This window comes from Pectobacterium sp. HCp5_1 (assembly GCF_032905925.1).
GTDB lineage: Bacteria > Pseudomonadota > Gammaproteobacteria > Enterobacterales > Enterobacteriaceae > Pectobacterium > Pectobacterium brasiliense_A.
The window spans coordinates 1-24547 of record NZ_JAUMIO010000017.1 but is presented as its reverse complement, the minus strand read 5'-3'; the positions used below and the strand labels follow the sequence as shown (position 1 = coordinate 24547).

The following is a 24547-nucleotide window of genomic DNA, read 5'->3' as shown; positions in this document are numbered from 1 at the left end:
GATGGGTACAACAACGCGATTAGTACAGTGCTTTACCGTTGCTGTCTTTTACCTGCGTTTTCCAGGCAGCACGGATTTGCTCAACCACTTCATTCGGGAGGGTAGCGTAATCCAGCGCTGTAGCCTGCTCGCCGCCTTTCTTGAACGCCCAGTCGAAGAATTTCAACACTTCAGCGCCCTGCTCAGGTTTATCCTGCTTGGTGTGAACCAGAATGAAGGTGGTTGACGTGATTGGCCACGCATCCGCGCCCTTCTGGTTGGTCAGATCCTGAGCGAAAGACTTGCTCCAGTCGATCTCTTTAGCCGCGTTGCTGAAGCTGGCGCCAGTCGGGCTAACCGCTTTGCCATCGGCAGAAATCAGTTTGGTGTAAGCCAGGTTGTTTTGCTTGGCATACGCGTATTCTACGTAACCGATAGAACCAGGCAGACGCTGTACGAACGCTGCGATACCATCGTTACCTTTACCGCCCAGACCGGTTGGCCAGTTCACGGTAGAACCTGCGCCAATCTTCTCTTTCCACTCTGGGTTCACTTTTGCCAGGTAGCTGGTGAACACGAAAGACGTACCCGAACCGTCAGCACGACGAACCACAGCAATGTCCTGATCCGGCAGTTTGGCATTCGGGTTCAGTTTGGTGATTGCCGGGTCATTCCATTTTTTGATGTTGCCCAGGTAGATATCACCCAGCGTTTTACCATCCAGCGTCAGTTCGCCAGATTTGATGCCAGGAACGTTCACTGCCAGCACCACGCCACCGATAACGGTTGGGAACTGGAATAAACCATCCTGTGCTAATTTGTCGTCAGCCAGAGGGGCATCTGAAGCACCGAAATCAACTGTTTTAGCGATAATCTGTTTTACACCACCAGAAGAACCGATGCCTTGATAGTTAACTTTATTACCGGTTTCTTTTTGATAGGAGTCAGCCCATTTGGCATAAACAGGCGCAGGGAATGTCGCACCGGCACCGGTGAGGTTAGCAGCAGCTAAAGCAGAAAATGCCGTCAGAGAAAAGGTTGCCGCAACAACACTGGCAAGAGTGGTACGCATCAGTTTCATAATCCCTCCTGTGGGATACTCAAACGTGTCGACGTAACGTCGTTATCAATCAGAGTTATCAAATCAGAGTGTAGTTTGCAGGAGGAAAAATAGGACAGTTTGGTGACAGTAAAATGTACGCAATATGACAGTTTTATGACAACGACACAGGGTGCAGGAAAACTCAGGCATCACCAGCCAGAACAGGCGTTCTGACTGGTGCAGGAGATCGGTCAGTGAGTCTGGCTATGGCTTAGTAATTTATAAATCGTATCAGGCTTATAGCTATCACCCTGATAATAAATCGCCCAGTCGGTTACCCGCGAGATATCAACGGAATACACACCACCTTCCTGCATATCCTCAACGTAGAACGGATGATTGATTAATGTTCCCGTCACTACAGTGTCGTCGATTTTTTCGGGTATAAACCACATGTGCTCGCGCTCTTCTCCCTCTTCGCCATGAGGAATGCCAAACTTCACCATAAAGCGCCATTCACTTTCGACAGGTTTAGGTGCTTTTTTTAGTAGCTTAGCTAAAAAACCCGGTTTAGCCGGTTCGTCACTCACGTGGTAGTTTTTAAACATGTTGACGAAATAACGCCAGCGCAGCTGTGCCTTACGTGACATTTCTGCCGTTTCCGCATTCGTGCGCCAGAACATGATGGCATTCTGCTCATCAAATCCTTTGAAGAACGTTTGCAGTACCGGATTTTCTTCGTTGGTACGAAACAGCATACAGGAAGGCTCCTGATGCACGTCATCCCGATCGGCGCGATCGCCCAGAAACACGCCTTCCGGCGTCCCTTCCAGATCGTAGCGCATGTCTTCAAGAGGCCGCAGTTGGTCAATCGGCGTGGATTGATTCACATGCCGCAGCCCTTCTTCAAACGGCAACGCCACCAGATATTCATAGCCGCTGTCCGTTTGCCCGCACAGAATCGGTTCATTAAAGGTAATTTGCTGATTTTGAATGGCATTATTGACAAAACTTCTGAATAAATCCGGGATGCCATAATACGAACTGAGCGTCTCGGGAATAACTAATTCAGCCTCTGTCAGGCCGCATCGCGCCAGACCATGCGAGTGAAACCAGAATGTCGTTGGCGGATCGTTCTCGGTGTCGTACACGGCATGAATGGTATACAGCGATTCAATTTCCGGCAGGACATCATCTTCCAACTGAAAATTCAGCCATTCACGGGTAAACACGTTACCAGCAGCGGAAATATCGATGCCCAGAAGAAAATCCGGTACCACAGCACTTAATAAACGAAGCTGATGAACGTAGTCTTCCAGCGGATTTGGCCCAAAAATACACTCAACCATCACTTCCTGCGTCGCCGCATTAGCCTGCGCCAGCAGCTCGGGCGAAATCGGGTCGGTTGAATGTATCGGCGTGATGCTATTTTCGGGATCGCGCTCCGATACCTCAAGATAAAAGGTCAGCTCGCGATCGTGATGACGACAGGTATAAAAGAATCCGCCCTGTCCCTGCTCGGTATAGCTTACTTCGCCATCGGTGAAAAATGACTGCGCCTCTAGCATGCTTTCCAGCAGCGGATAGTTCATCTCTCGTGAGGAAAAGGCCACCATCGTTGAAGGTACTTTTTCCCCCTTCCCTTCCGCGATATCCAGGTATTGTTGTTTGTTATTCATCATGAACCCGTTAACGTTCTCAATCCATTATTGCCAACGACGGAAAATCAGCGACGTATTGATGCCGCCAAAGGCGAAGTTATTAGACTGGATATAATCCGTCTCAATATGGCGTGGCTCCCCCATGATGTAATCCAGCTCACCACAGTCTTCTGCAGGTTGCCGTAAATTAAGCGTTGGTGCAAACCAACCTTCACGCATCATTTCAATACTCATCCACGCTTCAAGCGCACCACAGGCACCCAGCGTATGGCCGAAATAGCTTTTTAGCGACGAAATCGGTGTGGATTTACCGAACACGGCAGCGGTAGCCTGACTCTCCGCGACATCGCCCCGATCGGTTGCGGTACCGTGTGCGCTGATATACCCCACATCGCCAGGTTGCAAACCCGCACAGCGCAACGATCCTTCAATACAAATCTGCATGGTTTCACGCTGAGGTTGCGTAATATGTGCCGCATCACAGTTGGTGTAAAACCCAACCAGTTCGGCATAAATCGTCGCCCCACGCGCAACGGCATGCTCAAGTTCTTCAAGCACTAACGTACCCGCACCTTCGCCAATAACCAGACCGTCACGGCTGGTGTCAAAAGGCGACGGCGTCGTTTCCGGCGCATCGTTGCGTTGGCTGGTGGCAAACAGCGTATCAAACACGGCGGCTTCTGACGGGCACAGCTCTTCCGCACCGCCCGCCACCATGACCGTCTGATAACCATGACGAATCGCTTCCCAGGCGTAACCAATCGCCTGACTCCCCGACGTACAGGCGCTGGACGTTGGAATCACACGGCCGCGCAGGCCAAAAAACAGGCCAGCATTCACCGCGGTGGTATGCGGCATCATCTGCACATAGGTCGTACCGGTAATATTATTGGTGTGCTTTTCGGTCAGCATGGTGGCGAATTCGCTCACCGGCCCTGTGCTGCCCGTTGAGGAGCCGTAAGCAATGCCGGTTTCTCCGTTAGTCAGCACCGGATGACCAATCAATCCCGCCTGTTCCAGCGCCAGCTCGGTTGCTCGGGTTGCCATCAGAGACACGCGCCCCATCGAGCGGATGCGTTTACGCGTGTAGTGTTCTGGCAAACTGAAATTATCAATCGGCGAGCCCAACTGCGTATTCAGGCCATCATAAACCTGCCATTCGGGCATCTTACGTATCGCATTACGACCCGCACGCAACCCGTCAGAGACACTTTCCCAAGATTCACCAAACGCGGTGACGCCGCCCATTCCTGTTACCACGACACGACGCATCACAGCATCCCTCCATTAATAGAAATGACCTGACGCGTGACATAACTCGCGATATCGGACATAAGATAACTCGCCAGCCCGGCGACCTCTTCCGCCTGCCCCATGCGCTTCATGGGAATCATCTTCATGGCTTCTTCAACGGCTACCGGCTCCATTTGAATCATGCCGGTATCAATCAAACCGGGAGCGATGCAGTTAACGGTGATTTTTCGCTTCGCCAGTTCAATAGCCAGCGCTTTCGTTGCGCCGATAATGCCCGCTTTCGCGGCGCTGTAGTTGACCTGCCCCCGATTCCCCATGATCCCGGAAACCGAAGACAGCGTGATAATGCGTCCGCCTTTACGCAGGCCGATCATTGGCATCACGCAGGGATGAATCACGTTATAGAAGCTATCGAGATTGGTGTGAATGACGCTATCCCACGCCTGTTCGTCGAGGGCAGGAAAAGCGCCGTCACAAGTGATACCCGCATTACTGACCACGCCATAATAGGCACCGTTCGCCTCAATATCCTGTTCGATCACGGTACGACACGTTTCCCGATCGGCGATATCGAAACTGACGATACGGCCGGAACCGTTTTGTGACGTAATCTGGCGTAAGGTTTCCTGCGCCCCGTTTTCATCACGGTGATAATGCACCACCACGGTGAAACCATCCGCCGCCAGACGCAGCGCAATGGCTCGACCAATCCCCTTGCTGGCACCGGTCACTAACACGGAACGCGCCATGCTTGTTTTTCCGTCTGTCATAGTCGTTCTTCCGGTTGTCATAGTCGCTTTCCCTGTTCTAAAAGTGCTGTTAACTCATGTTCGTCAGGCTGATAGGTGTTCAACCGGCCAGAGGCATACGTCTCCCCGGCTATCGCGATCTCACCCTCAAAGCTACCGATTTTATCGTCACGCATCAGCAGCGTAGCGGTCACATCAAGCAGGGAGCCGACAGGAAAATTATCCTGCTTGCAGCGATAACCCCGCCCGCCCAGCAGCATGCCGGGACGCGGCTTCTCTTGCAGCCCGCTGATTTGGCGCCCGTGCCAGCCAGACCAGACCCCGATTGTTTGAGCAATAATTTCGATACCAAACCAGGCTGGCAGATGCCCCTGAGCATTCAGAAACGGTGCCAAAATACTCTCGCGGCTGACCACGACACGACAGTGTGCGTGTTCATCATCAACATGGATCACCTCATCCACCAGCACCATTGGGGCTGAATGGGGCAGATAAGCTGCCGCAGCCAGATACTCACTCATGATTCATCCCCAGAATCAGACACGTATTGTTGCCGCCAAACGCAAAAGAGTTAGACAGAATGACCGGTTTGCTCAGCGGAGCAGGCGCACTGAGCAAACCGCATGATGGCAGTGGGGCATCGGGGTGACTGCATGAGAAATCCTGCGCGGGCAAAGGGAGATCCCGCGTGAGAAGCAGCCAACAGATCGCGGCTTCACTGATCCCCGCTGCTCCCAACGTATGGCCGGTAAGATGCTTCGTTGAACTACAAGGCACGCGATCGCCAAAAACGGCGTGAACCACGCTGGCCTCAATCTGGTCATTCAGGCGCGTGGCAGTACCGTGTAAATTGATATAACCCACGTCCTCAGGCTGCAATCCCGCTTGCGACAACGCCATATTTATCGCGCGAATCGCCCCTTCACCTTCCGGGTGCGGTGCCGACATATGGTGAGCATCGGACGACTCCCCGACGCCCAATATCGCTACGCGATCGGGTTGCCGCCCAATCAGCATAAGCGCCACACCTTCACCGATGGTGATCCCGTTACGTTCTTCACTAAACGGCTGACAGCGCGTTGAAGAGAGCGATTCAAGGCTATCGAAGCCATTTAGCGGCATACGGCTCAGCGTATCCGCGCCGCCGACGATAGCGACATCCACCAGCCCGGCATTAATCAATCGCTTACCGCTGATCAGCGCTCTGGCGCTGGAAGAGCAGGCGGTTGATATCGTGTAAGCAGGTCCATTTAACGCCAGATAAGCGGCCAGAAACCGGGAAGGATCGCCAAGTTCCTGCTGCGCATAGTGATAAGTGGGAAGATTTTCGCTGACATACCGATCGGCTTCATCCAATCCTGAGGTACTGGTGCCCAGAATCACCGCTACCCGCTCGGGGCCAAACTGCGCGATAGCCGCGTCAACCTGAGGCCGAATTTGTTCCAGAGCGGCCAGCAAGAGCTGGTTATTACGGCTGTTATGCGCCGCCAACTCCACCGGAATAACCGGTAATTCCGCATCCACATTCCCTGTCCAACAGGGCTTGTCATGCAGCAGCCATCCGGTATCAGGGCGCATGCCCGGCGCATGACCGCTGGCAAGGTTGCCGGCAATCTCATCCAGATTATTGCCCAGCGCATTCAGCGCCCCGACGGCGTTAATGTAAATCATGCTAGCTATCCAGATGTTGAATCACGATGTGATAACCAAAGACGAATTGCTGAACGCTCATCGGCACGCGCTGGTTATTCCGCGTCATATAGCGAATTTCCGTAATCAGCGTGCCGCGATCGTCACGCAGCTGTCTCTTGTCATCGCTATCTTTCAGCGTCCAACCGGCTGGCAGTTGCGTCTGCCACACGGCAATCGGCCAGTGGCTCAGCATAATATCCGCCAGTACCTGACTGGCTGGTGGCAACTGTGGCAAGACGATGGACTGTTCCGTATGAACACCCTGCGCATCATAGGTGACCTTAAACAGACGAATACCGATAGAGGAAAGCCCAACCAGTGAAAGCTGCTTATCATCGGCACTCAACATCACCAGCAGCGATTGCTGCTTACCGTCAAAGGTTCCTGTCAGCAGTTGCTGCTCGTTGACCGACGGCGTAATAGCGGGGGCGGGTAGCGTGACTTTCACACCCGGTTTGAGCCACGCCTGTGGGCGACTATCATCATGCTGTTTGCTGGCACAGCTGCTGAGCAACAGCACGCCAATAAGCAGAAGCCCACGTCGCAATAATGTCATTTTCGTTTCCCTTTTGAATCAGGCAACGCCAGAGGCGCCAGCAAGAAGGCAATAAAAATACCGCTACAAAGCACAATCCCGAAGCTGCTAATGGCCTGAGTGCTGCTGAAAACCAGCATACCCAGCGTCAGCAGGGCGACGCACATTGCCAGCGTCACCGCCAGCAGCGAAGTCATCGGCGTACCGCGTGGGTTGCTGAAAAACAGCGTGTAATTGATGCCAATCCCCAGCACCAGAACCAGCGCCAGCAATGAGAACAGGTTCAGCGAATGACCGCTCAACGCCAGCACCGCCAGTCCGCCGCCCAGCGACAGCACCGACGGCACCACATTGATGACGCCACGACGCAGCCCAAGACGGATCACGTAGCTCAGCGCAATCACAACCAGCGCAGCCGCCAGCAACCATCCCAACATGGCGCGATAGAAACCGAACAGGGCATCGAATGTCCCTTTTCTGTCGATCCACTCCACGCCCGGCAGCGTTTTAGCCATCTGTCCCAGCGCAGCGCTATCGCTCACGCCGCTGACCGGAACCAAAACACCGCTTTTCCCATTGGGTAATGTCAACCACAGCAGTCGCCACCCTTCACTGATCGGGCTATCGAGCCAGCGCTCCGGCGTGACCAGCATCGGTCGCAGGTCCGGCATAGCCACATCAACGCCCGTATCTTTAAGTCGTTCGATAACCGCAGGCGCGGCCGATGCAATGAGCTGACTATCGCGCTGTTGCTGAGCCAGAGAAGAAAGCGGCAGTAACCGGTACTGCTTTAGCCATGCTTGTTGCTGCGCGTCACGCAGTTTAGGCGCGAGTTGTTCCAGACGCTGCAGTGTCTCTTCTGCATTGTCGCCGTAGACCACGAACCAGGTTTGATCGGCGCTCTGTCCCGTTAATGCCGTCAACTGCCGCTCTTGTTGCATCAAATCCTGCGGCAATGCCTGTAGCTGGGAGATATCATCATTGACCTCCAGCCGCAGCAGCCCCACGACAGAAAGCACCAGCAGCGCCAGTGGGATCCCCAAACGTACGACACGCTGACGTCGCCATGCGGCCAGCCAGCGCCCCATCAGCACCATCGCGGGAACAGGCCTGACAGGCAGTCCCTTAACCAGAAAAGGATACCAGCACACCACGGTCAGACAGGAGGCTGTTAGTCCGGTTGCGGCGAACACCGCCAGTTGCTGCAGGCCGGGGAACGGAGCCAGCGCCATGATCAGGTAGGCCACCACCGCCGTACCCAGCGCGAGCAAAAGCGCAGGCAGCACTTTTTTCAGGCTTTCCAGCGCCGAGACATGGCCGCCGTGCACCATCCGCTCGGTCAAATAATAGAGCGTATAATCCGCTGAAATCCCGACGATGCTGATGCTCATCACCAGCGTCATCAAATGCAGTTCACCGAACAGCAGCAGGGTAAAAACCGTGCCTGCCAGCGCACCGATGCCCACCGATAATCCACATAGCAACAGCGGACGCGGTGAACGAAACACAAAGAAGATCAGCAGCAGAACGCCCGCCACGGTGGCGACGCCGAGAGTAGAGACATCCTGTCTGGCCTGTTGGCTGGCGTAGTTGCTGAACAGTACCGTCCCGCGAGTGAGCACCTCGGCATCAGGGAATGCAGCCTTGAGATCGCGCTCAAGGACACCGAGTTTATCAACCAACTGCTGGTTACGCGCCATGTCAAACGAGCCAGCGCTAAGCTCACCGTGCAGGAAATACCAGGTGCGGCCTTGCGTATCTTTTGCCGTTAACCAGCCTTGAGACAGCCCCAACTGGCTGGCATTTTGCTGCAACGCCAGTTGCGATCCACGCACCAGCATCAAAGGGTCGTGATTTAACTCCTTGCCGCTCACGCCGGCAAACGCGGAATAAAGCTGTGCCAGCACCCAGTCGGCCTGCACCGCGCCGCCATTCTCCAACCGCGCACGCGTGACGGGATCGACCAGACCATTGCGATGTTCAAAAACGAATTTCCCCCACCGCTGCTGCTGTTCGGCATCAATCGGGCCATTAACCTGCTGTAGATCGGGAAGCGCACGCAGGTGTTTCAGCCACCAGTCCGCTACTTCGGGTTCCGCCTGCACACCCGGCGTCACCAACCACACCATCTGCCGATCGAGCCGCTGCATAAAGCCTTGCTGTAGCTCAGGGGGAAGTGCGCCCATCGACTGCTTGGGCAACAGTGCCAATACGCTACTGTTGATCTGCGCCTTCGGTAGCAGCAGCGCAAGCGCGACGATCAGCGCGACACAACAGCCAATCCAAACCCACGCCGCGCGACGAATGCCATCAGAAAACGAAACGCTGTTGCTCATCATCGCTCAACATCCGGGGTTCGATCCGCTGGTTGCTCAGCGTAATTCGGGTCATGTCGCCTTGGCGGTCATCCAGTGCAATGCCGTCAAGAAACTCACCACCGTTCAGCGTAATCGTGTTGAACAGTTTATCTAACGGCGACGTTTTGGGCGTCAGCACCAGTCTCCATTGCTGCTTGCCGAGATCGGTAAAATCGATGGAAAAATTCTGCTCTAATACGTGGCGATCGGCCTGAAACAAAGCGCGTAACAAGTGGTTAAACTGAAACATCTGCGGATTGCTTTCCGCCGTAACGATCTGCGGCGCTTGCCCGTTCATCACCTGAACCATACGCGTTTCATCCAACACCATCGTCAGCGGAAACGGCGTGGCCTGATGCCACCACAGCCCTTTGTCCTGCGCGATCAGCAGTTGCCCGCCGGATTTCAGCGGTTTTGCCATGCCTTTTATTTCACGCAGTTGGGTGAAATCAGCCCGCACAACAGGCTGGCTACTGAACCGCTGTTGTAAATCATCCAGCGTAACGGCCTGCGCCACACCGCTCAACAGCACAAAAACCGCGACAATCAGTCGTATCATGGCGTCACTCCAAGGCGCTCAAACAAAATGGGGGGAGAAACAAAACTCAGCTCGCGGCATCCTTCCTGTACCGCGACCTGAATCGTATAGCCGGTCGTAGCACGTTGGCCGCTTTCAGCATCGAAAATCTGGTAGGCGATGCGCAAACGATTCTCGACTTCCTCGATAGTGGCGCGAATGCGTATACGCTGCTCGTAAGTCAGCGCCGCACGGTACTTCACCCGCGTATCGACCACTGGCCACACGTAGCCAGAGGCCTGCATTTCGCGATAGCCATAGTTAAATTTGCTCAGCAGCGCCTCACGCGCCACTTCGAAAAAACGAAAATAGTTACCATGCCACACCACGCCCATCGGGTCGCAGTCATGGAAAGACACCGTTAGTTCAACTTCATGGCTTAAGCGAGAATCGTTTAGCACCCTTACTCCTTTTTCCCAGCAGCCTGGCCGTCATCATCAGGCAGGCTCCAGAAATCAAAAAAATTAAACCAGTCGAGCGGGGATTTCAGCGCATAGTGCGCCAGCCGTTCGGCATAGCGATCGACGACCTGCTGTAAGGCCTGCTGTCGGGTTGGACGCGGCAACGCAATGCTATCGGCAAAGGGTTCGCAGTAGACGCGCAGCTTTTTCTGCTCGCGAATGACAAACATCAGCAATACAGGGCAACGCAGCGCCGCCGCCAGAATAAAAGGCCCTTGAGGAAAAGGCGCTTCTTTTCCCAAAAACGGGCTCCACACCACGCGTCGCACACCGCCGCGCTGACGATTAACCGCAGTGCGATCGCCAACAATCGCCACCCATTCACCGGCATCCAGCTTTTCTTGCAGCATGATGGCGGTATCCGGCCCGATGTCGCTGACGGGAATAAGGTTCACACCGGCCTGCGGGGCAATCTCTTCCAGCACCTGCTTAAAACGCTGGGAGTTTTCAGTAAACACCAGCGCGTTTATCACCAGCCCGCTCACCTTCTGCGCCAGCGCCCGGCACACCTCGATATCACCGAGGTGTGAAGCCAGAATCAGCTGCCCTTTTTGTCTGCTGTGTTCAATGGTTTCGCGCGCGCCGGGGGCAAAATCAATATCGCAGCCCCAGTGTAGATCTCCACGCCAGCTGGCGATTTTATCCAGCATCGCCTGACCAAAACGGAGGAAATGGTGATAGCTGTTGAGCGGTTTAGGCAGCGGGATATCGTGCTGACACGCATAATCCCCGACTTGCCGCAGCCATGACTGAGACGCCTGACGCGCGGTACGGCCGGTCAGCCAGTAAAACGCAATCACAGGCCAGAGAAACAGCGTAAATACCCCGCGACCTAACCGCTGATAGACCGCCAGCATGAACCGCATACCGAGCAGGCCCTTGCGTTCAGACACGCCAGCCCAGTGTTGCTGACGTTGCCGCATGAGCAGTACGGGAATACGCGGAAGCATGCCGAAAAACAGGCGGGTATGCATCCAGGAAATCCGCAGGTTATCGTGCAGCGCATCGAAATGAGACAGGCCGTTTTCTGGATACGTCACCGCCGTTTCAATAAAGCGGCTGGGCGTTCCCGCCCAATACAGACGCACCATAATTTCCGTATCGAAATCCATACGGTGACCGAGAGACTTTCGGGAGAGAAGCGAGACCGTGGCGGCAACCGGATAGACACGGAAACCGCACATGCTGTCCTTGATGGAGAGGGATAGCGTTTCAATCCAGACCCAAACATGGGTGACATAGCGCCCGTAAAGACGTGATTTCGGCACGGAGGCATCGTAACGCGGTCGCCCGGAAATCAGACAATGCGGGTACGTTTTTGCCTCATCCAGTAGAAGCGGTGCATCCTCAATCTGATGCTGCCCGTCGGCATCAACCTGTAAAGCATGGCTAAATCCAGCCTGCGCTGCGGCTTCGATGCCACGAATTACCGCCGCACCTTTGCCGCTGTTGTGCGCCAACCGAATCAGCATCACACCGTCATTTTCCGCGGCCAACTGAGCGAGAATGTGTTGCGTTGCCGCATCGCTTCCATCATCAACAATAAAAACGGGCAGCGCTAGCGGTGCCAAACGCGCCAGCACCGATGCCATCATGGCACCGTGGTTATAACAAGGGATCACCACGCAGGGCGAGAATGCGCCATTTACTGACATGAGCTAGCTTCCATCATCGGCGTGAGCTTTATTTTCCCGCTGCTGGCCGTGCGCTCGGTGTCTCCATCCAGAATGGTGTAGCTAAAGGTCAGCTGTTGCTTTCCGGCATTCCATGTCAGCACCAGACGCAGCGTTTTTCCGGGCAAAATCGGCTGCTGGAACTTTATGTTCTCAATGGACAAGAACGTCCATCCTTGTGCCAGCACCGTCGTTGCGTAATGCATGACCCAATCCAGCTGTGCCACGCCAGGCAACAGCGGCTGACCCGTAAAGTGGCCCTTGAACCAGAACAGTTCAGGATCAGCCTGTAGCATCAATTCAACCTGAGACGTTTCATCCGTCTTTTTTACATCGTGCCGGACAAGCTCAACGGGCAACATGAAACAATTCCTGTATCTGCGGCCAGGCACGTTTACTCTGGCTATTGTGGGGAATAACGTCGACGATGCGCCAGAAACGTGGCATCGCTAACGGCTCCAGCCATTTTTGCAATTCATGCCGCCATTGGCGTTTCAAATTCGGTAAGTCATCGACCTTATAGGGAGTATTCAACACCAGCACCACGCCAATACCGCTCCGCTCTGGACGCGTCACCTGAAGCGCAACCGCATCAGCAATGTCGGGCAGATCGAGTAAACGCCGTTCTATCTCGCTTAGCGAGATGCGCTTATCTTCGATCTTCACTACACGGTCGTGTCGGCCACATAGCTGAAAATGACCCACGTCATCAAACGCTAGTCGATCATCCAGCTTGTGCCCCAAAGCATGTGGGATCAGCGTCGACTGCGCCCACCAGCTATCTTGTTCATCGCGCCGCAGTGACACGCCGGGGAACAGCTGCCACGGCACGGTATCCGTCTCACGCGAGCGCCATGCTAAAACGCCCGTTTCTGTACTGCCGTATATCTCATTGATCGGCTGCCTAAACCACGCCGCTGCCGCCTCGGCATGCAGCCAGGGCAAGGTTCCCCCCGCAGAGACGATTAACGAACACAAGGGAGCGGGGAGCGCACGATCGATGCGGCGTAAGAATGCCGGGCTACTGATAAACACGTAACGCCGCTGGCGATGTTGTGAAGTAAGCTGTTCGGTATAAAGCAGCTGGCGGCTGTCAAAGCGCAGCCCCAGCGCCATCGGCAGCCAGATGCGAAACGTCAGGCCATACAAGTGCTGGTGGGTAACGGAAGCGATCACATCGCAGCCTTGCAAACGTGTACCCCAGCGATCCGCCAGCCAACGCGACTCTTCATCCAGACAGCGTACCGGTTTAACAATCTGACGAGGCTTGCCAGTGGAACCTGACGTGAATAACACAACGCAGGCATCATCCGGTATGGGGGGCAACACGGCATCCGCGACACTCTCCGTCTCCGCCGTAAGGGCAAACACCGGACAATCCAGATGCAGGGACACATCAGTCAACACCCCATCAAACTCATCCGCCTGTTCTTCTAATACGGATTGGCGACAGTGGCCGGGGATGATCGGGGTTTTTCCCGCATGCAGAGCAGCCAGAAGCCCGATAGTGAAGCGGTAGCTGTCTTCAAAACACAGCGCCCAGCGCGTCTCATGCCGTAGACTTAGTTGCTGACAAAGCGCGATCACCTGCGCTTTCAACGACCCCAGCGTGAACGTACTGGCACCATTACTGGCAACAATGCGCTGAGGGGAATCATTTTCCACCAGCCAGTCCTTGACGGCGCGGACAGTCAACCCGTTCATACGCGCTTCCTCAGACGCTGGCGTATCAACCACTCTCCCCCCATCAACAACCCCATAAGCACATAGCTGATCACGCCGTTCCATAACGTCCACCAATGAAGATTGCCGACAAGACAGGTCAGCACGGCGATACTGCCGTTAAAAATAAAGAACCAACACCAGACTTTCGTCACGCGACGCGTATAGGAAATAGCCTGAGCAGGGAGTTCCGGTTCCCGAAGGCGGGCAAGGCGCTCAACAAGCGGCATGCCGCTATAGAGCGAGCCACCAAACAGCATCAACATGACGCTATTTACCGCAACGGGATACCACAGCAGCCAACCGCCATCGCGCAGTAATAAACTGGCAACGGAAAGCGCAACCCCAGCCGCAGCCAGCCATAGCGCCGTTCCTTTAAATGCATTGTTTGCATCACGCAACGTAGCGAAACGAAGAACAAACATCAGCGCCAATACCGCGAGTAGCCAGCGATGCTCAGGGTGTGTGATGCTAAACCAGGCCAGAAAAGGCCAGGCGAGCGTCATTAAGATGTTCAGACTACTTATCAGCACACGCATCACTTGGCGAACTCATCAACCTTCACGGAGCAGGCTTTCTACCGCATCAACCACGTCCTGCACGGTACGCACAGATTTAAAAATTTCCGGTGATATTTTTCGCCCGATGCGTTTTTGCAGGTGAACCACCATATCCACCGCATCAATGCTATCTAGCTCAAGATCTTCATAGAGGCGGGATTCAGGTTTGATATCATCAGCATCCAGTTCAAACAGCTTGACCAGTAAGCCTGTAATTTCCTGATAAATTTCGTTTTTATCCATCATCAACTCATTTTATTTTACTATCAGGCACTCACGGCGCGCTGAGTGTTGATAAAAGCTGCAAGGGTTGCAACGGAAAAGAAGTGTTGGCGTACCTCTTCACTTTCCGCAGAAAGCACGACGCCATAACGGTTTTTTACCGCTAATCCCAGCTCAAGCGCATCGATAGAATCCAGACCCAGGCCTTCGCCAAAAAGCGGGGCGTCCGTTTCTATTTCATCAACACTGATATCTTCAAGATTAAGAGAGTCGATAATCATCTCTTTGATTTCAACAAACAGATTTTCCATACGTATTTCCAAATGGTGATCAGCTTTCTGGTGTTAAAGATTGCTGCAAAAGGCGATTCAAACGGCGAGCCGCCAAGGATCGCGCCTCTTCAGGCGCCATAAAAGTGTCGTTATTGATGCGTTCGCGTACGCTCACCGTGAAACACGGTTTTTCAGGCGGAATGTGATACCAGCGACTTTGTTTTCCCAATGTTTTTTGGCTACAGCGAATATGCACGACCCGCAAATCACAGCCGCAACGCACCGCAATATTTGCGGCACCGCGTTGCAGAACAAGGGGTTCGCCATAACGCGTACGTGTGCCTTCAGGAAAAATAATGATCGCATCACCGTTATCAAGCCGTCGCTGACAGTCCGGCAATAGCGCATCAGACTGGCTGTTAAGCAGGTAATCCGCCGCACGAATGACGCCGCGGAAAAACAGGTTTTTCTGTAAGTCAGCCTTAACCAGACAGTCGGCATCTGGCATGACGGATGCCAGCAACACATAGTCAATTAACGTCGGGTGATTGGCGACAATCAAACAGCTACGATCGCGCTGTAAGGTTTCGATGCCGTCAATGCGGTAATCCAGCACCCCTAATTTGCGGGCACTGCATAAGAAAAAGCGGAAGCTGGCGGAAATGCTGCGGCGAGCCAGCTGGCGGCGGCGAGTGGTATCACGCTGAATCAGCAACACATTGAACCACACCAGAGAAAGCAGTAAGCCGCCAACGCCAAACATGGCAAAACACGCACCGGTCATCATTAATCGCCACAAACGATTCAGACGAGTCGAAGGACGAAGCACCAGCGATGACTCAGACATCCCTTCTCTCCCACGTCCAGTCAACGCGTTCACCTGGTAGGGAAAAATTCGGCTTCTCAGCAAGAAAAGCCTGCAAGAACAACAGACTTTGTGGTGAATCGCTGCTGTGAGATTTCGCCTGAGGCCGCGATTCACACACCATGTCATCACCATCCCCTAACAATAGGGCGACGGCGTAGGGGTAACGAGGCATCTCTGCCGAAACATGTGGGTGGTAGAAATCAGGGATCGCGCCATCAAAATCAACCAATAGAATATTGCGGTATCCCGCGGTCTGTAATGCCTTAGCTTCGATAAGGCCTTGCTGGAAAGAGTCCATTCCTGCGGCAATCGACGTAGAAACCAGCGGGGCTTTCGCCGTAATAGTCAGGCTGCCCACTGCCGCGTTGTGTACCGACATCGCAAAGTCAGTAGGAGAAATATTCTCATTTTCTGACAGCGCCTTCAGGATACTCAGGTTGCGTTCCAGCTCGCCGTGGCGTGAGGTGAAAACAATCGCATCCACCGACTGGCGACGCAGTAGCGCTAACCCACTATCGACCGCCAAACGGCTACCTTGATTGAGGCGACGAGCCATCATCATGGGTAAATGTCGACATTTATCCAAAGGTTGCTCGGCGTTGATGGCAGCGGACACCCTCGACCAATTCAGCCAATCGTCCGCGCTGCTGAGGCCCGGCGCGCTGGCCTGCCAATCAATGATTGAAAATGCTAATCTCATACTGCTTTCTTCCAGTCCGACCTATTTCGGCTTTATCGCTGCAATTTCCCGTTTACGTCCGCTATTTATTATCGCTTTTTACAGATCAGCAGCGTGTGACCAACGCCAATATTGTCGATTTGATTTTCAACGATAAACCCGGCCTGATCTAATAAGGGTAAAAATCGTTTGGCCGCATAGAAACGGCTGGTCCCATTAGCAAGACAGGTAAAGTAGAGCGAAGAAGCATTCAGGCTAAAAGCGCCCGCCTCCCAGCGCTGACGATCCCAAAAAATCTCCAAAATACAGACTCTGGCATCCGGCTTCATCACGCCGGCTATTTTACGCAGGATAGCCACTATCTGTTCTTCACTAAAACAGTCGAGGAATTGGCTCATCCACCATATATCCGCTTCACCCGGCAACGGGCAATCGGAGAGCATATCGACAGCACAGCCCTTAATACGATCAGATTTCCCTGCTTTTGCAATATTTTCTGTCGCCAGCGCAATTTGCTCCGGCAAATCCAAAATCGTCATGTTCACATCACGATCGTAGTCATAGCAGCGCATCGCCCATTTACCGGTATTCCCGCCAACATCGTAGAGATGTTTCGGCTTTAGCTGGAAGACATGCGGCAAGGCAGCATCAAATGCGGCATCGGAATAGAAATGATCGAATGCAAACCAACTCGACTTTGCCTGCGGCGGCAGTTGGCTTAACGCTGGATATATTGTTGGCCACTCACCAAAGACTTTTAATCCAGAAGGTTCATTTTTTGACAACGCCTCATCAAGGTAAAACATCCCCTGATAACAAACATCCTGAGTAAAATCCATGTTGACGCGCGTCATGCGGTCATGGAGCAGATAATGACCAATTTTAGCCAGCGCGTAGGTTTCCTCTTTCTGGATAATAATGCGGCCACTCAGCCCGACATCCAGCAGCAGTTCAACGGCGTAGCGATTTAATGAGGTGATAGCAACAATGTCATCGAGATTTGCGCCCTGATGACCTCGCTTATCCAGAAAATCTAAAATGCCGTGGTTACGCAGATTGATAGCGGCCTGAAACAGCATGGGGGCAAACGCAATTCGTTGCGCTTCGGTAATAGCATCCAGCGCGCTGACATTATCTTTGTCATATCCGTAATACACTGACTTTTCCCTTGAGGTCGGACAAAAACGATCAGAAAGAACAACGAAAAATAGAGTCGGATAGCAATGAAGATATCCGACTATTAAAATTATTTAATCTGTTGACTGGCGAGTTTTAACTGAATTTCACGATCCAGGCTTTTTACCCACTTATTATAATTTCGGTGAATATTCCCACCTCCCGCCAACAAATTCTCACTCCCAACATAGCTGATGGAATAACTGGTTTGCGAATAGGTAATGCGAACATTTGCCACATGGCTACGCTGAACGAGGCGACCATCAATCGCACCAGCATAAGCCTGATTCATCGCCCACCTACGTTTTTGACCAGCTTCAATAATGGCATTCTTTACCTGTTCCGTTGTATGTTGCCCAGCGATGGACTGTGTCACATTCTCTACCGGAACCGTACGCTCAGCACAGCCACCCAATATAAGAACAGAGACTAAAGCGGCAAAAATAATCTGTTTTTTCATAAAATCCCTATCAAACAAAAACATCACTGCCCAAAAACACGTTGCTGATGCAAGGTGTAAAATTAATGCACCATTAAAACTATTTTACACAAAATAAAGATAACTTGACAAAAGAAACATGATTTAGAGATTCAGGTTTTTATCAAATAGTTCGCTGGACTGTGAAGCAGAACAATAATCACAATTAAAAAATGGATATAAAAAATCCGCCTTATGCTTTGCGACATAAGGCGGACAGTAATAACCCATAAAATACCGGAGAGTTACTCTACCGTAACGGATTTCGCCAGGTTACGTGGCTGATCGACATCGGTGCCTTTAATCAGCGCGACGTGATAAGACAGCAGCTGCAACGGCACCGTATAGAAGATTGGCGCAATCACTTCTTCGATATGCGGCAGTGGAATAATCTTCATATTCTCGCTGCTAGTGAAACCAGCATCTTCGTCAGCGAAGACATACAGCTCGCCGCCGCGTGCCCGCACTTCTTCGATGTTGGACTTCAATTTTTCCAACAGTTCGTTGTTCGGTGCCACGACGACAACTGGCATATCCGCATCGATCAGCGCCAGCGGGCCATGCTTCAACTCACCTGCTGCATAGGCTTCCGCATGGATGTAAGAGATCTCTTTCAGCTTCAACGCACCTTCCATCGCGATCGGATACTGATCGCCACGGCCGAGGAACAGCGCATGGTGCTTGTCAGAGAAACCTTCCGCCAGAGATTCGATGAGCTTGTCCTGAGACAGCATCTGCTCAATACGCGCTGGCAGCGCCTGCAAACCATGAACGATGTCATGCTCAATCTGCGCATCCATACCGCGCAGGCGGCCAACACGCGCCACCAGCATCAGCAGAACGGTAAGCTGAGTGGTGAAGGCTTTGGTCGAGGCCACGCCAATCTCTACGCCCGCTTTGGTCATCAGCGCCAGATCGGATTCACGCACCAGCGAGGAACCCGCAACGTTACAGATGGCCAGCGATCCCAGATAGCCCAGCTCTTTGGACAAACGCAGTGCTGCCAGCGTATCCGCCGTTTCACCGGATTGAGACAGGGTAATCATCAGGCTGTTCTTACGCACGGCAGGCTTGCGATAGCGAAATTCGGAAGCAATCTCCACGTCGCACGGAATACCAGCCAGTGATTCAAACCAGTAACGGGAAACCATACCGGAGTTGTAGGACGTACCGCAGGCAATGATCTGAACGTGTTCAACCTTCGCCAGCAGCTCATCCGCTTTCGGGCCTAATTCAGACAGATTGATCTCGCCGTGGCTGAAACGCCCTTCAAGGGTGTTCTTGATCGCCATCGGCTGTTCGTAGATCTCTTTCTGCATGTAGTGACGATACGCGCCTTTGTCACCGGCATCGTAATTCACTTTTGATTCAATTTCTTCGCGTGCGGCAAGCTGCCCGGATTTATCAAACACGCGCACATCACGACGGGTAATTTCCGCGATGTCGCCTTCTTCCAGGAACATGAAACGGCGAGTCACTGGCAGCAGCGCCAGCTGATCGGAGGCGATGAAGTTTTCACCAACACCACGGCCAATCACCAGCGGACTACCAGAACGTGCGGCAACCAATACACTTGGGTCGCGGTTATCCAACACCACCATGCCATACGCGCCGCGCAGCTGTGGGATCACGCGCTTAACCACGTCAACCAGCGTTTCGCCATTCTGCTGCTGTTCGAAATGAACCAGATGGGCAACCACTTCCGTATCGGTTTCGGAGACAAAACGATAGCCGCGGCCGATCAGCAGTTCGCGCAGCGGCTCGTGGTTTTCGATAATGCCGTTATGAACGATAGTGATATGTTCAGAAACATGCGGGTGTGCGTTCTCTTCAGAAGGTTCGCCGTGCGTTGCCCAACGGGTGTGGGCGATGCCGGTACCGCCGTGCAGTTCATGCTCTTCGGCTGCCTGAGACAGCACCTGCACTTTCCCCAAACGGCGCAAACGGGCGACATTTCCTTCACTATCAACAACCGCCAGACCCGCAGAGTCATAGCCGCGGTACTCAAGACGGCGTAAACCTTCCAACAAAATTTCAGCAACATCACGTTGCGCAACTGCGCCTACAATTCCACACATCGATGGTATTCCTATAAAAGTGACATATTGTGTCACCAGGGATGTCTTAGACCTGATTGTTCCGGTTTTTCCGGGTTCCCCGAGCCTTGTAGAGAGTTGGGGATTATTATGTTTTGTTCTGTGCTCTGGGAGACTAAAACACAGGACAAAACAACCTCCGCCATAAGCGGAGGTATATTACTCAACGACTATTTCTTTTTCACCGGACGTTGCCAGCCGGAAATATGCCGCTGTTTCACGCGACCGACCACCAGCTCATTCTCCGCCACATCGTGTGTGACAGTCGTTCCCGCCCCGATAGTCGCACCGCTGGCTACGCTAACGGGCGCCACCAGTTGACTATCCGAGCCGACAAATACATCGTCACCAATAATCGTTTTGTGTTTATTTGCGCCGTCATAATTACAGGTGATCGTTCCCGCGCCAATATTAACACCGGAACCGATATCCGCATCACCCAAATAGCTAAGGTGACCCGCTTTTGATCCTTTACCTAAACGCGCTTTTTTCAGTTCGACAAAGTTGCCGACATGCGCGCCCTCAGCCAGTTCCGAGCCTGGACGCAGGCGGGCAAATGGGCCAACGGTACACTCTGCTTCGAGTACGGCATCTTCCAACACGGAATAAGGGCTGATCTCACAGTCATCGCCAATGATGCAGTTTTTGATCACGCAGCCAGCACCGATTTTCACCCGGTTGCCTAGCTTAACATTGCCTTCCACGACAACATTGACATCAATCACCACATCGCGACCATGAGCCAGCTCGCCACGCAGATCAAATCGTGCCGGATCGAGCAGCATCACACCGGCCAGCAGCAGCTTATCTGCCTGTTCACGCTGATAAACGCGTTCCAGCGCCGACAGTTGCAGACGGTTATTGACGCCTTCAACCTCACTCAGTCGCTCGGGATGGACCGCTTCAACACGCTGACCTTCTTCCGCTGCCATCGCAATAATATCGGTGATGTAAAACTCGCCCTGCGCGTTGTTGTTATTCAACTGGCTTAACCAACGCTTCAGATCTTTTCCGTTCGCAATAAGAATGCCGGTATTGATCTCGCTAATCTGGCGCTGTTCTTCGCTGGCATCTTTGTGCTCGACGATCCCGACTACGGCACCGTTTTCACGCACAATTCGCCCATAGCCCGTCGGATCGTCCAGCTTCACCGTCAACAGGCCGATACCGCCCTGCGGCTTAGCCTCACGTAAACGCCCCAGCGTTTGTGATGAAATCAGCGGCACATCGCCATACAACATCAGGATATCTTCATCATCAGCAAAATGGGGCGCGGCTTGCTGCATCGCATGCCCGGTTCCCAGCTGTTCCGCCTGCAATACCCAGTTCAACACCGGATCGGCCAATTCACGTTTTAGCAAATCGCCGCCGTGGCCATAGACCAGATGAACGTGCTGTGCGCCTGTCGTCATGGCAGCGTCAATAACGTGCTGAACCATCGGCTTACCCGCCAGTTTATGCAGCACCTTGGGAAGGTCTGAATACATACGGGTTCCTTTACCCGCAGCAAGGATCACCACACTCATCGCACTATTTGACATAAGTATCCTGACAGTACGGAGCCACCGCTCCGCAAGAATAAAATGACCAGCCTGTTACGGCATGAATAACTAGAGTTTACCGAAACTACTGCGTAACGCGGATACTTTTTGGTGAGTTTTTTCTGAAAATCTCGCTCAAAACGACGAATGTTCACGAGAAGAAGATACAAGCACCATACTCTCAACCTAAACAGAAATGACACAGGGTTTCATAAAAAACAGACTTTGTTTTTAAGTATTTCCATTTGTGACACACACAAAAGAAACAGCGTTTCATTTATAGCAATATACGCGGGCGAATAATTCAATAACGAAGGAGATACAATGAAACGTTGTTCTTCACCAAAATGTGATTCATTACGGAAACACCGTTCTTCACGCCTCGCAGCCGTCGCGTTGACGAATGCATTACTCTTTAGCTTTAGTACACACGCCGCGACAGAATCAACCCCTGTCTGGCACGGCATCGCCTTTGGTCAATCAACAGACGTAAACTTCTCATCCAATGTCCTGCCGGAAAAGATTGGTGTTAACGACGTCACCATTAATGGCAAGAAATTAGCACCGGGGGATAACGCTGATTTGTCCGCCCCTATCACGATCGAAAGTCGTGGCGGAAAGATTGCCAACACCCATGACGGACTGACGTTCTTCTATACGCAGCTGCCTGCAAATGTGAATTTTACGCTTCAGTCTGACATTACCGTGGAACAGTTTGGGCCAGAAAACGGTGCCAAGCCGGCGGCTCAGGAAGGGGCGGGGATTCTGGTGCGCGATATTATCGGCGTGCCGCGTCAGGAACCGCTGAAAGAAGGGTATGAGGAGTTCCCTGCGGCATCCAACATGGTGATGAACGCCATCATGACGCAGGATAAGAAGTCTCATACCGAAATTAAGCTGCAGGCTATTTTGCGTAATGGCGTCACACAGCCGTGGGGCAATGCCGGTGCGAAAATTACCAAGACCAGCTACCAGGAAAATGTGAATCTGGAGCAAACGCCGACGTTCCGTCTGAAGCTGGAACGTACCAATGACGGCTTTATTACCTCTTATGCACCGAAAGGCACGGATAACTGGGTATCAAAAGAAGTCAAAGACGCGGACGTCGTCACCAAGCTGGATAAAGACCACTACTACGTCGGTTTCTTTGCCTCCCGTAACGCCAAAATCACCGTTAGCAATACACAGTTGACCACCACGCCGGCGCAAACCAAAGCGTCACCGGAGTTCAAGGCTAAGGCCTATGATCCTTTGCTCCAGGTAATGTCATCGCCTAAAACCACCAGCGAACACTATGTGGTTCAGGCCAGAGCCAACTACGCTGGCACGATCGCAGTGTCGCAAAACGGTCAGCCTCTGGGTGAAGCGAAGCAGGTAAAAGCGGGAGAAACCTTATCTCTGCCAGCGAAAATTGCCGGTAATGGCGCTGAGTTCAAGATTGCCTACCAGCCTGCGGAAGGCGATGATAAAGCAGTAAAAGAGAGCGCATTCAAGGTTGAAAGAGTGGCCTATGCAGACGCTAAAAATCTGTATGTTTCGCCACAGGGTGCAGCCAGCAATGACGGCAGTAAAAATGCACCGATCGATTTAGCCAGCGCCGTCGCCGCTCTGCCAGCTGGTGGCACAATCTGGCTCAACGATGGTGATTACAGCGCAACTGAAATCCCTGTCAGCGCCAGCGGCCAGCAAAAAACCGTCAAGAACCTGTTTGCTGTCGGTAATAAAGCCGTGATTCATGGATTACAGCTGAAAGCGAGCCATTGGCATGTTAAAGGGATTGAAATCACAGAGAAACCGTTCCGTATCGAGGGGAGCTACAACACCATCGAACGCGTTCTGGCGCACCACGCTGACGATACCGGTATTCAGGTGACTTCGACAGCCGATGTGGGTAGACCGCTGTGGGCCAGCCACAACCTGATTCTGAATTCAGAATCTCACAGCAATCAGGACTCAGGCAAAATTAACGCCGACGGTTTCGCGGTGAAAATGCGTGTGGGTGAAGGCAACGTGATTCGCGGCGCGTTCTCGCACAATAACGTCGATGACGGCTTCGATCTGTTTAACAAAATCGAAGACGGCGCAAACGGCGTTGTGGTGATCGAGGATTCAATTGCCATGAACAACACCAGTAACGGCTTCAAAATGGGTGGTGAAGGCCAGCCAGTGGCGCATCAGGTTAAAAACAGCATTGCTGTGGGCAACAAACTTGATGGTTTCACTGACAACTTCAACCCTGGTGCCTTGATCGTTGAAAACAACATCGCGTTAGATAACGAACGCTTTAACTTCATTTTCCGCCCAAGCCCTTACTCTGGTCCGGAAAAACAAGGCGTCTTCAAGAACAACGTTTCGCTGAAAACCAAAGCGGGTAAATATGATGATGCGGTTGTCGGCAATATCGATAACACCAACTACTTCATCAAAGGCGACCGTTCGGTTAACGCGCAAGGTAAGGAAATCACCGTAAATAATTTCGTGTCAGTAGCCATTCCTGAGACGTTTACGCGTGATGCCAAAGGCAATCTGGTACTTGGCGACTTCCTGAAGAAAAAATAAGGGCTTCAAGTATCCCAATTAAGGTGGTGGGAAACCCATTTACCGAACGGAAACGGTAGTAACGGAATAGAAGAGTAAAGCGTTTGCGCCATGGACAAAAGCGTCAGGAACGCTTTTGAACGTCGCTTGCGACGGCCCTGCAAGGGTGAATCTCAGGGATGAGATTCATATTGCGCAAGCCGAGCGTACATGGACGTATTCACAGCGTCTTTACGATCTATCCGTTACTATCGCTCGACGCACTTTGTCATACCAAAAATGCCTGCGAAAGCAGTAATGCCAGTCAGTTAAGCGACTGACTGGCAGTTTATCTACGGGCCTTACTGTATTTTTGGGGCCTTTCTTTTACTATTCGTGGGAAGGCCCTTTCCCTTCTTATCGGTAATTTCACCAG

At 52.7% G+C, this 24547-nt stretch carries 24 protein-coding genes; 1 reads left to right on the top strand and 23 read right to left on the bottom strand.

What is annotated here, in order from left to right; all coding sequences use genetic code 11:
- Positions 1 to 19: 19 nt before the first annotated feature.
- The 22 genes from pstS to glmU form a co-directional block, all read right to left on the bottom strand.
- Complete coding sequence (pstS, locus tag Q3A88_RS12970; RefSeq protein WP_110164266.1) at positions 20 to 1060, bottom strand: phosphate ABC transporter substrate-binding protein PstS; 1041 nt, start codon at positions 1058 to 1060, stop codon at positions 20 to 22.
- Positions 1061 to 1272: 212 nt separating this feature from the next.
- Positions 1273 to 2700, bottom strand: coding sequence for a DUF4026 domain-containing protein (locus Q3A88_RS12965; RefSeq protein WP_317178074.1), 1428 nt, complete (start codon positions 2698 to 2700; stop codon positions 1273 to 1275).
- Between the two features lie 27 nt (positions 2701 to 2727).
- Positions 2728 to 3954, bottom strand: coding sequence for a beta-ketoacyl-ACP synthase (locus tag Q3A88_RS12960; RefSeq protein WP_094370737.1), 1227 nt, complete (start codon positions 3952 to 3954; stop codon positions 2728 to 2730).
- Positions 3954 to 4685: a 3-ketoacyl-ACP reductase FabG2 gene (locus tag Q3A88_RS12955; RefSeq protein WP_317178073.1), complete on the bottom strand. Its 732-nt coding sequence runs from the start codon at positions 4683 to 4685 to the stop codon at positions 3954 to 3956. The genes Q3A88_RS12960 and Q3A88_RS12955 overlap by 1 nt, the downstream gene beginning before the upstream one ends.
- A 38-nt stretch (positions 4686 to 4723) precedes the next feature.
- The gene (locus Q3A88_RS12950) at positions 4724 to 5206 is read right to left on the bottom strand and encodes a hotdog family protein (RefSeq protein WP_317178051.1); all 483 of its coding nucleotides are present in this window, start codon (positions 5204 to 5206) and stop codon (positions 4724 to 4726) included.
- The gene (locus Q3A88_RS12945; protein ID WP_317178050.1) at positions 5199 to 6356 is read right to left on the bottom strand and encodes a beta-ketoacyl-[acyl-carrier-protein] synthase family protein; all 1158 of its coding nucleotides are present in this window, start codon (positions 6354 to 6356) and stop codon (positions 5199 to 5201) included. The genes Q3A88_RS12950 and Q3A88_RS12945 overlap by 8 nt, the downstream gene beginning before the upstream one ends.
- 1 nt (position 6357) lies before the next feature.
- Entirely contained in the window at positions 6358 to 6933 is a 576-nt protein-coding gene (locus Q3A88_RS12940) for a DUF3261 domain-containing protein (protein WP_010681446.1), read from the bottom strand.
- A complete protein-coding gene (locus tag Q3A88_RS12935) occupies positions 6930 to 9251 on the bottom strand; it encodes an MMPL family transporter (protein WP_317178049.1) in 2322 nt (773 codons plus the stop codon). The genes Q3A88_RS12940 and Q3A88_RS12935 overlap by 4 nt, the downstream gene beginning before the upstream one ends.
- Entirely contained in the window at positions 9223 to 9828 is a 606-nt protein-coding gene (locus tag Q3A88_RS12930; RefSeq protein ID WP_094370733.1) for a LolA family protein, read from the bottom strand. Before Q3A88_RS12930 ends, Q3A88_RS12935 begins: the two co-directional genes overlap by 29 nt.
- The gene (locus Q3A88_RS12925) at positions 9825 to 10247 is read right to left on the bottom strand and encodes an acyl-CoA thioesterase (protein ID WP_010681449.1); all 423 of its coding nucleotides are present in this window, start codon (positions 10245 to 10247) and stop codon (positions 9825 to 9827) included. Before Q3A88_RS12925 ends, Q3A88_RS12930 begins: the two co-directional genes overlap by 4 nt.
- A 2-nt stretch (positions 10248 to 10249) precedes the next feature.
- Positions 10250 to 11962 carry a glycosyltransferase family 2 protein gene (locus Q3A88_RS12920; RefSeq protein ID WP_317178048.1) on the bottom strand — a complete coding sequence of 571 codons (1713 nt, stop codon included), beginning with the start codon at positions 11960 to 11962 and terminating at the stop codon, positions 10250 to 10252.
- Positions 11953 to 12342, bottom strand: a complete 390-nt coding sequence (locus Q3A88_RS12915; RefSeq protein WP_317178047.1) for a hydroxymyristoyl-ACP dehydratase — start codon at positions 12340 to 12342, stop codon at positions 11953 to 11955. Before Q3A88_RS12915 ends, Q3A88_RS12920 begins: the two co-directional genes overlap by 10 nt.
- On the bottom strand, positions 12329 to 13684 hold the full coding sequence (locus Q3A88_RS12910) for an AMP-binding protein (protein ID WP_317178046.1): 1356 nt from the start codon (positions 13682 to 13684) through the stop codon (positions 12329 to 12331). The genes Q3A88_RS12915 and Q3A88_RS12910 overlap by 14 nt, the downstream gene beginning before the upstream one ends.
- Positions 13681 to 14241, bottom strand: a complete 561-nt coding sequence (locus tag Q3A88_RS12905; RefSeq protein WP_010681453.1) for a hypothetical protein — start codon at positions 14239 to 14241, stop codon at positions 13681 to 13683. The genes Q3A88_RS12910 and Q3A88_RS12905 overlap by 4 nt, the downstream gene beginning before the upstream one ends.
- A 15-nt stretch (positions 14242 to 14256) precedes the next feature.
- Entirely contained in the window at positions 14257 to 14505 is a 249-nt protein-coding gene (locus Q3A88_RS12900) for an acyl carrier protein (protein ID WP_010681454.1), read from the bottom strand.
- Positions 14506 to 14528: 23 nt separating this feature from the next.
- Complete coding sequence (locus tag Q3A88_RS12895; protein WP_010681455.1) at positions 14529 to 14795, bottom strand: phosphopantetheine-binding protein; 267 nt, start codon at positions 14793 to 14795, stop codon at positions 14529 to 14531.
- 19 nt (positions 14796 to 14814) lie between these two features.
- On the bottom strand, positions 14815 to 15603 hold the full coding sequence (locus Q3A88_RS12890; protein ID WP_205534263.1) for a lysophospholipid acyltransferase family protein: 789 nt from the start codon (positions 15601 to 15603) through the stop codon (positions 14815 to 14817).
- Positions 15596 to 16324, bottom strand: a complete 729-nt coding sequence (locus Q3A88_RS12885; RefSeq protein WP_180789455.1) for a beta-ketoacyl synthase chain length factor — start codon at positions 16322 to 16324, stop codon at positions 15596 to 15598. Before Q3A88_RS12885 ends, Q3A88_RS12890 begins: the two co-directional genes overlap by 8 nt.
- A gap of 68 nt (positions 16325 to 16392) precedes the next feature.
- The gene (locus tag Q3A88_RS12880) at positions 16393 to 17460 is read right to left on the bottom strand and encodes an SAM-dependent methyltransferase (RefSeq protein WP_039281287.1); all 1068 of its coding nucleotides are present in this window, start codon (positions 17458 to 17460) and stop codon (positions 16393 to 16395) included.
- An 89-nt stretch (positions 17461 to 17549) separates the two neighbouring features.
- Positions 17550 to 17939, bottom strand: a complete 390-nt coding sequence (locus tag Q3A88_RS12875; RefSeq protein WP_317178045.1) for a hypothetical protein — start codon at positions 17937 to 17939, stop codon at positions 17550 to 17552.
- A 263-nt stretch (positions 17940 to 18202) separates the two neighbouring features.
- Complete coding sequence (gene glmS / locus Q3A88_RS12870; protein WP_317178044.1) at positions 18203 to 20035, bottom strand: glutamine--fructose-6-phosphate transaminase (isomerizing); 1833 nt, start codon at positions 20033 to 20035, stop codon at positions 18203 to 18205.
- Between the two features lie 188 nt (positions 20036 to 20223).
- Positions 20224 to 21594: a bifunctional UDP-N-acetylglucosamine diphosphorylase/glucosamine-1-phosphate N-acetyltransferase GlmU gene (glmU, locus tag Q3A88_RS12865; protein WP_233990920.1), complete on the bottom strand. Its 1371-nt coding sequence runs from the start codon at positions 21592 to 21594 to the stop codon at positions 20224 to 20226.
- 324 nt (positions 21595 to 21918) lie between these two features.
- On the opposite strand from glmU, the gene pelX reads away from it, so the two are divergent.
- The gene (gene pelX / locus Q3A88_RS12860; RefSeq protein ID WP_317178043.1) at positions 21919 to 24153 is read left to right on the top strand and encodes a pectate disaccharide-lyase PelX; all 2235 of its coding nucleotides are present in this window, start codon (positions 21919 to 21921) and stop codon (positions 24151 to 24153) included.
- 307 nt (positions 24154 to 24460) lie between these two features.
- On the opposite strand, the gene Q3A88_RS12855 is transcribed toward pelX, so the two are convergent.
- Positions 24461 to 24547 (bottom strand): hypothetical protein (locus Q3A88_RS12855; RefSeq protein ID WP_317177746.1); only part of this gene is annotated, 87 nt, incomplete at its 5' end.

Excerpts from the sequence above, each read along its gene's own strand:
- Q3A88_RS12910 (WP_317178046.1), bottom strand. The coding sequence starts at position 13,684 with ATGAACGGGTTGACTGTCCGCGCCGTCAAGGACTGGCTGGTGGAAAAT.
- glmS (WP_317178044.1), bottom strand. The coding sequence starts at position 20,035 with ATGTGTGGAATTGTAGGCGCAGTTGCGCAACGTGATGTTGCTGAAATT.
- Q3A88_RS12965 (WP_317178074.1), bottom strand. The coding sequence starts at position 2,700 with ATGAATAACAAACAACAATACCTGGATATCGCGGAAGGGAAGGGGGAA.
- Q3A88_RS12940 (WP_010681446.1), bottom strand. The coding sequence starts at position 6,933 with ATGACATTATTGCGACGTGGGCTTCTGCTTATTGGCGTGCTGTTGCTC.
- Q3A88_RS12915 (WP_317178047.1), bottom strand. The coding sequence starts at position 12,342 with ATGTTGCCCGTTGAGCTTGTCCGGCACGATGTAAAAAAGACGGATGAA.
- Q3A88_RS12885 (WP_180789455.1), bottom strand. The coding sequence starts at position 16,324 with ATGAGATTAGCATTTTCAATCATTGATTGGCAGGCCAGCGCGCCGGGC.
- Q3A88_RS12895 (WP_010681455.1), bottom strand. The coding sequence starts at position 14,795 with ATGGAAAATCTGTTTGTTGAAATCAAAGAGATGATTATCGACTCTCTT.
- pstS (WP_110164266.1), bottom strand. The coding sequence starts at position 1,060 with ATGAAACTGATGCGTACCACTCTTGCCAGTGTTGTTGCGGCAACCTTT.
- Q3A88_RS12905 (WP_010681453.1), bottom strand. The coding sequence starts at position 14,241 with ATGCGTGTGCTGATAAGTAGTCTGAACATCTTAATGACGCTCGCCTGG.
- Q3A88_RS12920 (WP_317178048.1), bottom strand. The coding sequence starts at position 11,962 with ATGTCAGTAAATGGCGCATTCTCGCCCTGCGTGGTGATCCCTTGTTAT.
- Q3A88_RS12900 (WP_010681454.1), bottom strand. The coding sequence starts at position 14,505 with ATGGATAAAAACGAAATTTATCAGGAAATTACAGGCTTACTGGTCAAG.
- Q3A88_RS12890 (WP_205534263.1), bottom strand. The coding sequence starts at position 15,603 with ATGTCTGAGTCATCGCTGGTGCTTCGTCCTTCGACTCGTCTGAATCGT.
- Q3A88_RS12875 (WP_317178045.1), bottom strand. The coding sequence starts at position 17,939 with ATGAAAAAACAGATTATTTTTGCCGCTTTAGTCTCTGTTCTTATATTG.
- Q3A88_RS12945 (WP_317178050.1), bottom strand. The coding sequence starts at position 6,356 with ATGATTTACATTAACGCCGTCGGGGCGCTGAATGCGCTGGGCAATAAT.
- Q3A88_RS12955 (WP_317178073.1), bottom strand. The coding sequence starts at position 4,685 with ATGGCGCGTTCCGTGTTAGTGACCGGTGCCAGCAAGGGGATTGGTCGA.
- Q3A88_RS12950 (WP_317178051.1), bottom strand. The coding sequence starts at position 5,206 with ATGAGTGAGTATCTGGCTGCGGCAGCTTATCTGCCCCATTCAGCCCCA.
- glmU (WP_233990920.1), bottom strand. The coding sequence starts at position 21,594 with ATGTCAAATAGTGCGATGAGTGTGGTGATCCTTGCTGCGGGTAAAGGA.
- Q3A88_RS12935 (WP_317178049.1), bottom strand. The coding sequence starts at position 9,251 with ATGATGAGCAACAGCGTTTCGTTTTCTGATGGCATTCGTCGCGCGGCG.
- Q3A88_RS12930 (WP_094370733.1), bottom strand. The coding sequence starts at position 9,828 with ATGATACGACTGATTGTCGCGGTTTTTGTGCTGTTGAGCGGTGTGGCG.
- Q3A88_RS12960 (WP_094370737.1), bottom strand. The coding sequence starts at position 3,954 with ATGCGTCGTGTCGTGGTAACAGGAATGGGCGGCGTCACCGCGTTTGGT.
- pelX (WP_317178043.1), top strand. The coding sequence starts at position 21,919 with ATGAAACGTTGTTCTTCACCAAAATGTGATTCATTACGGAAACACCGT.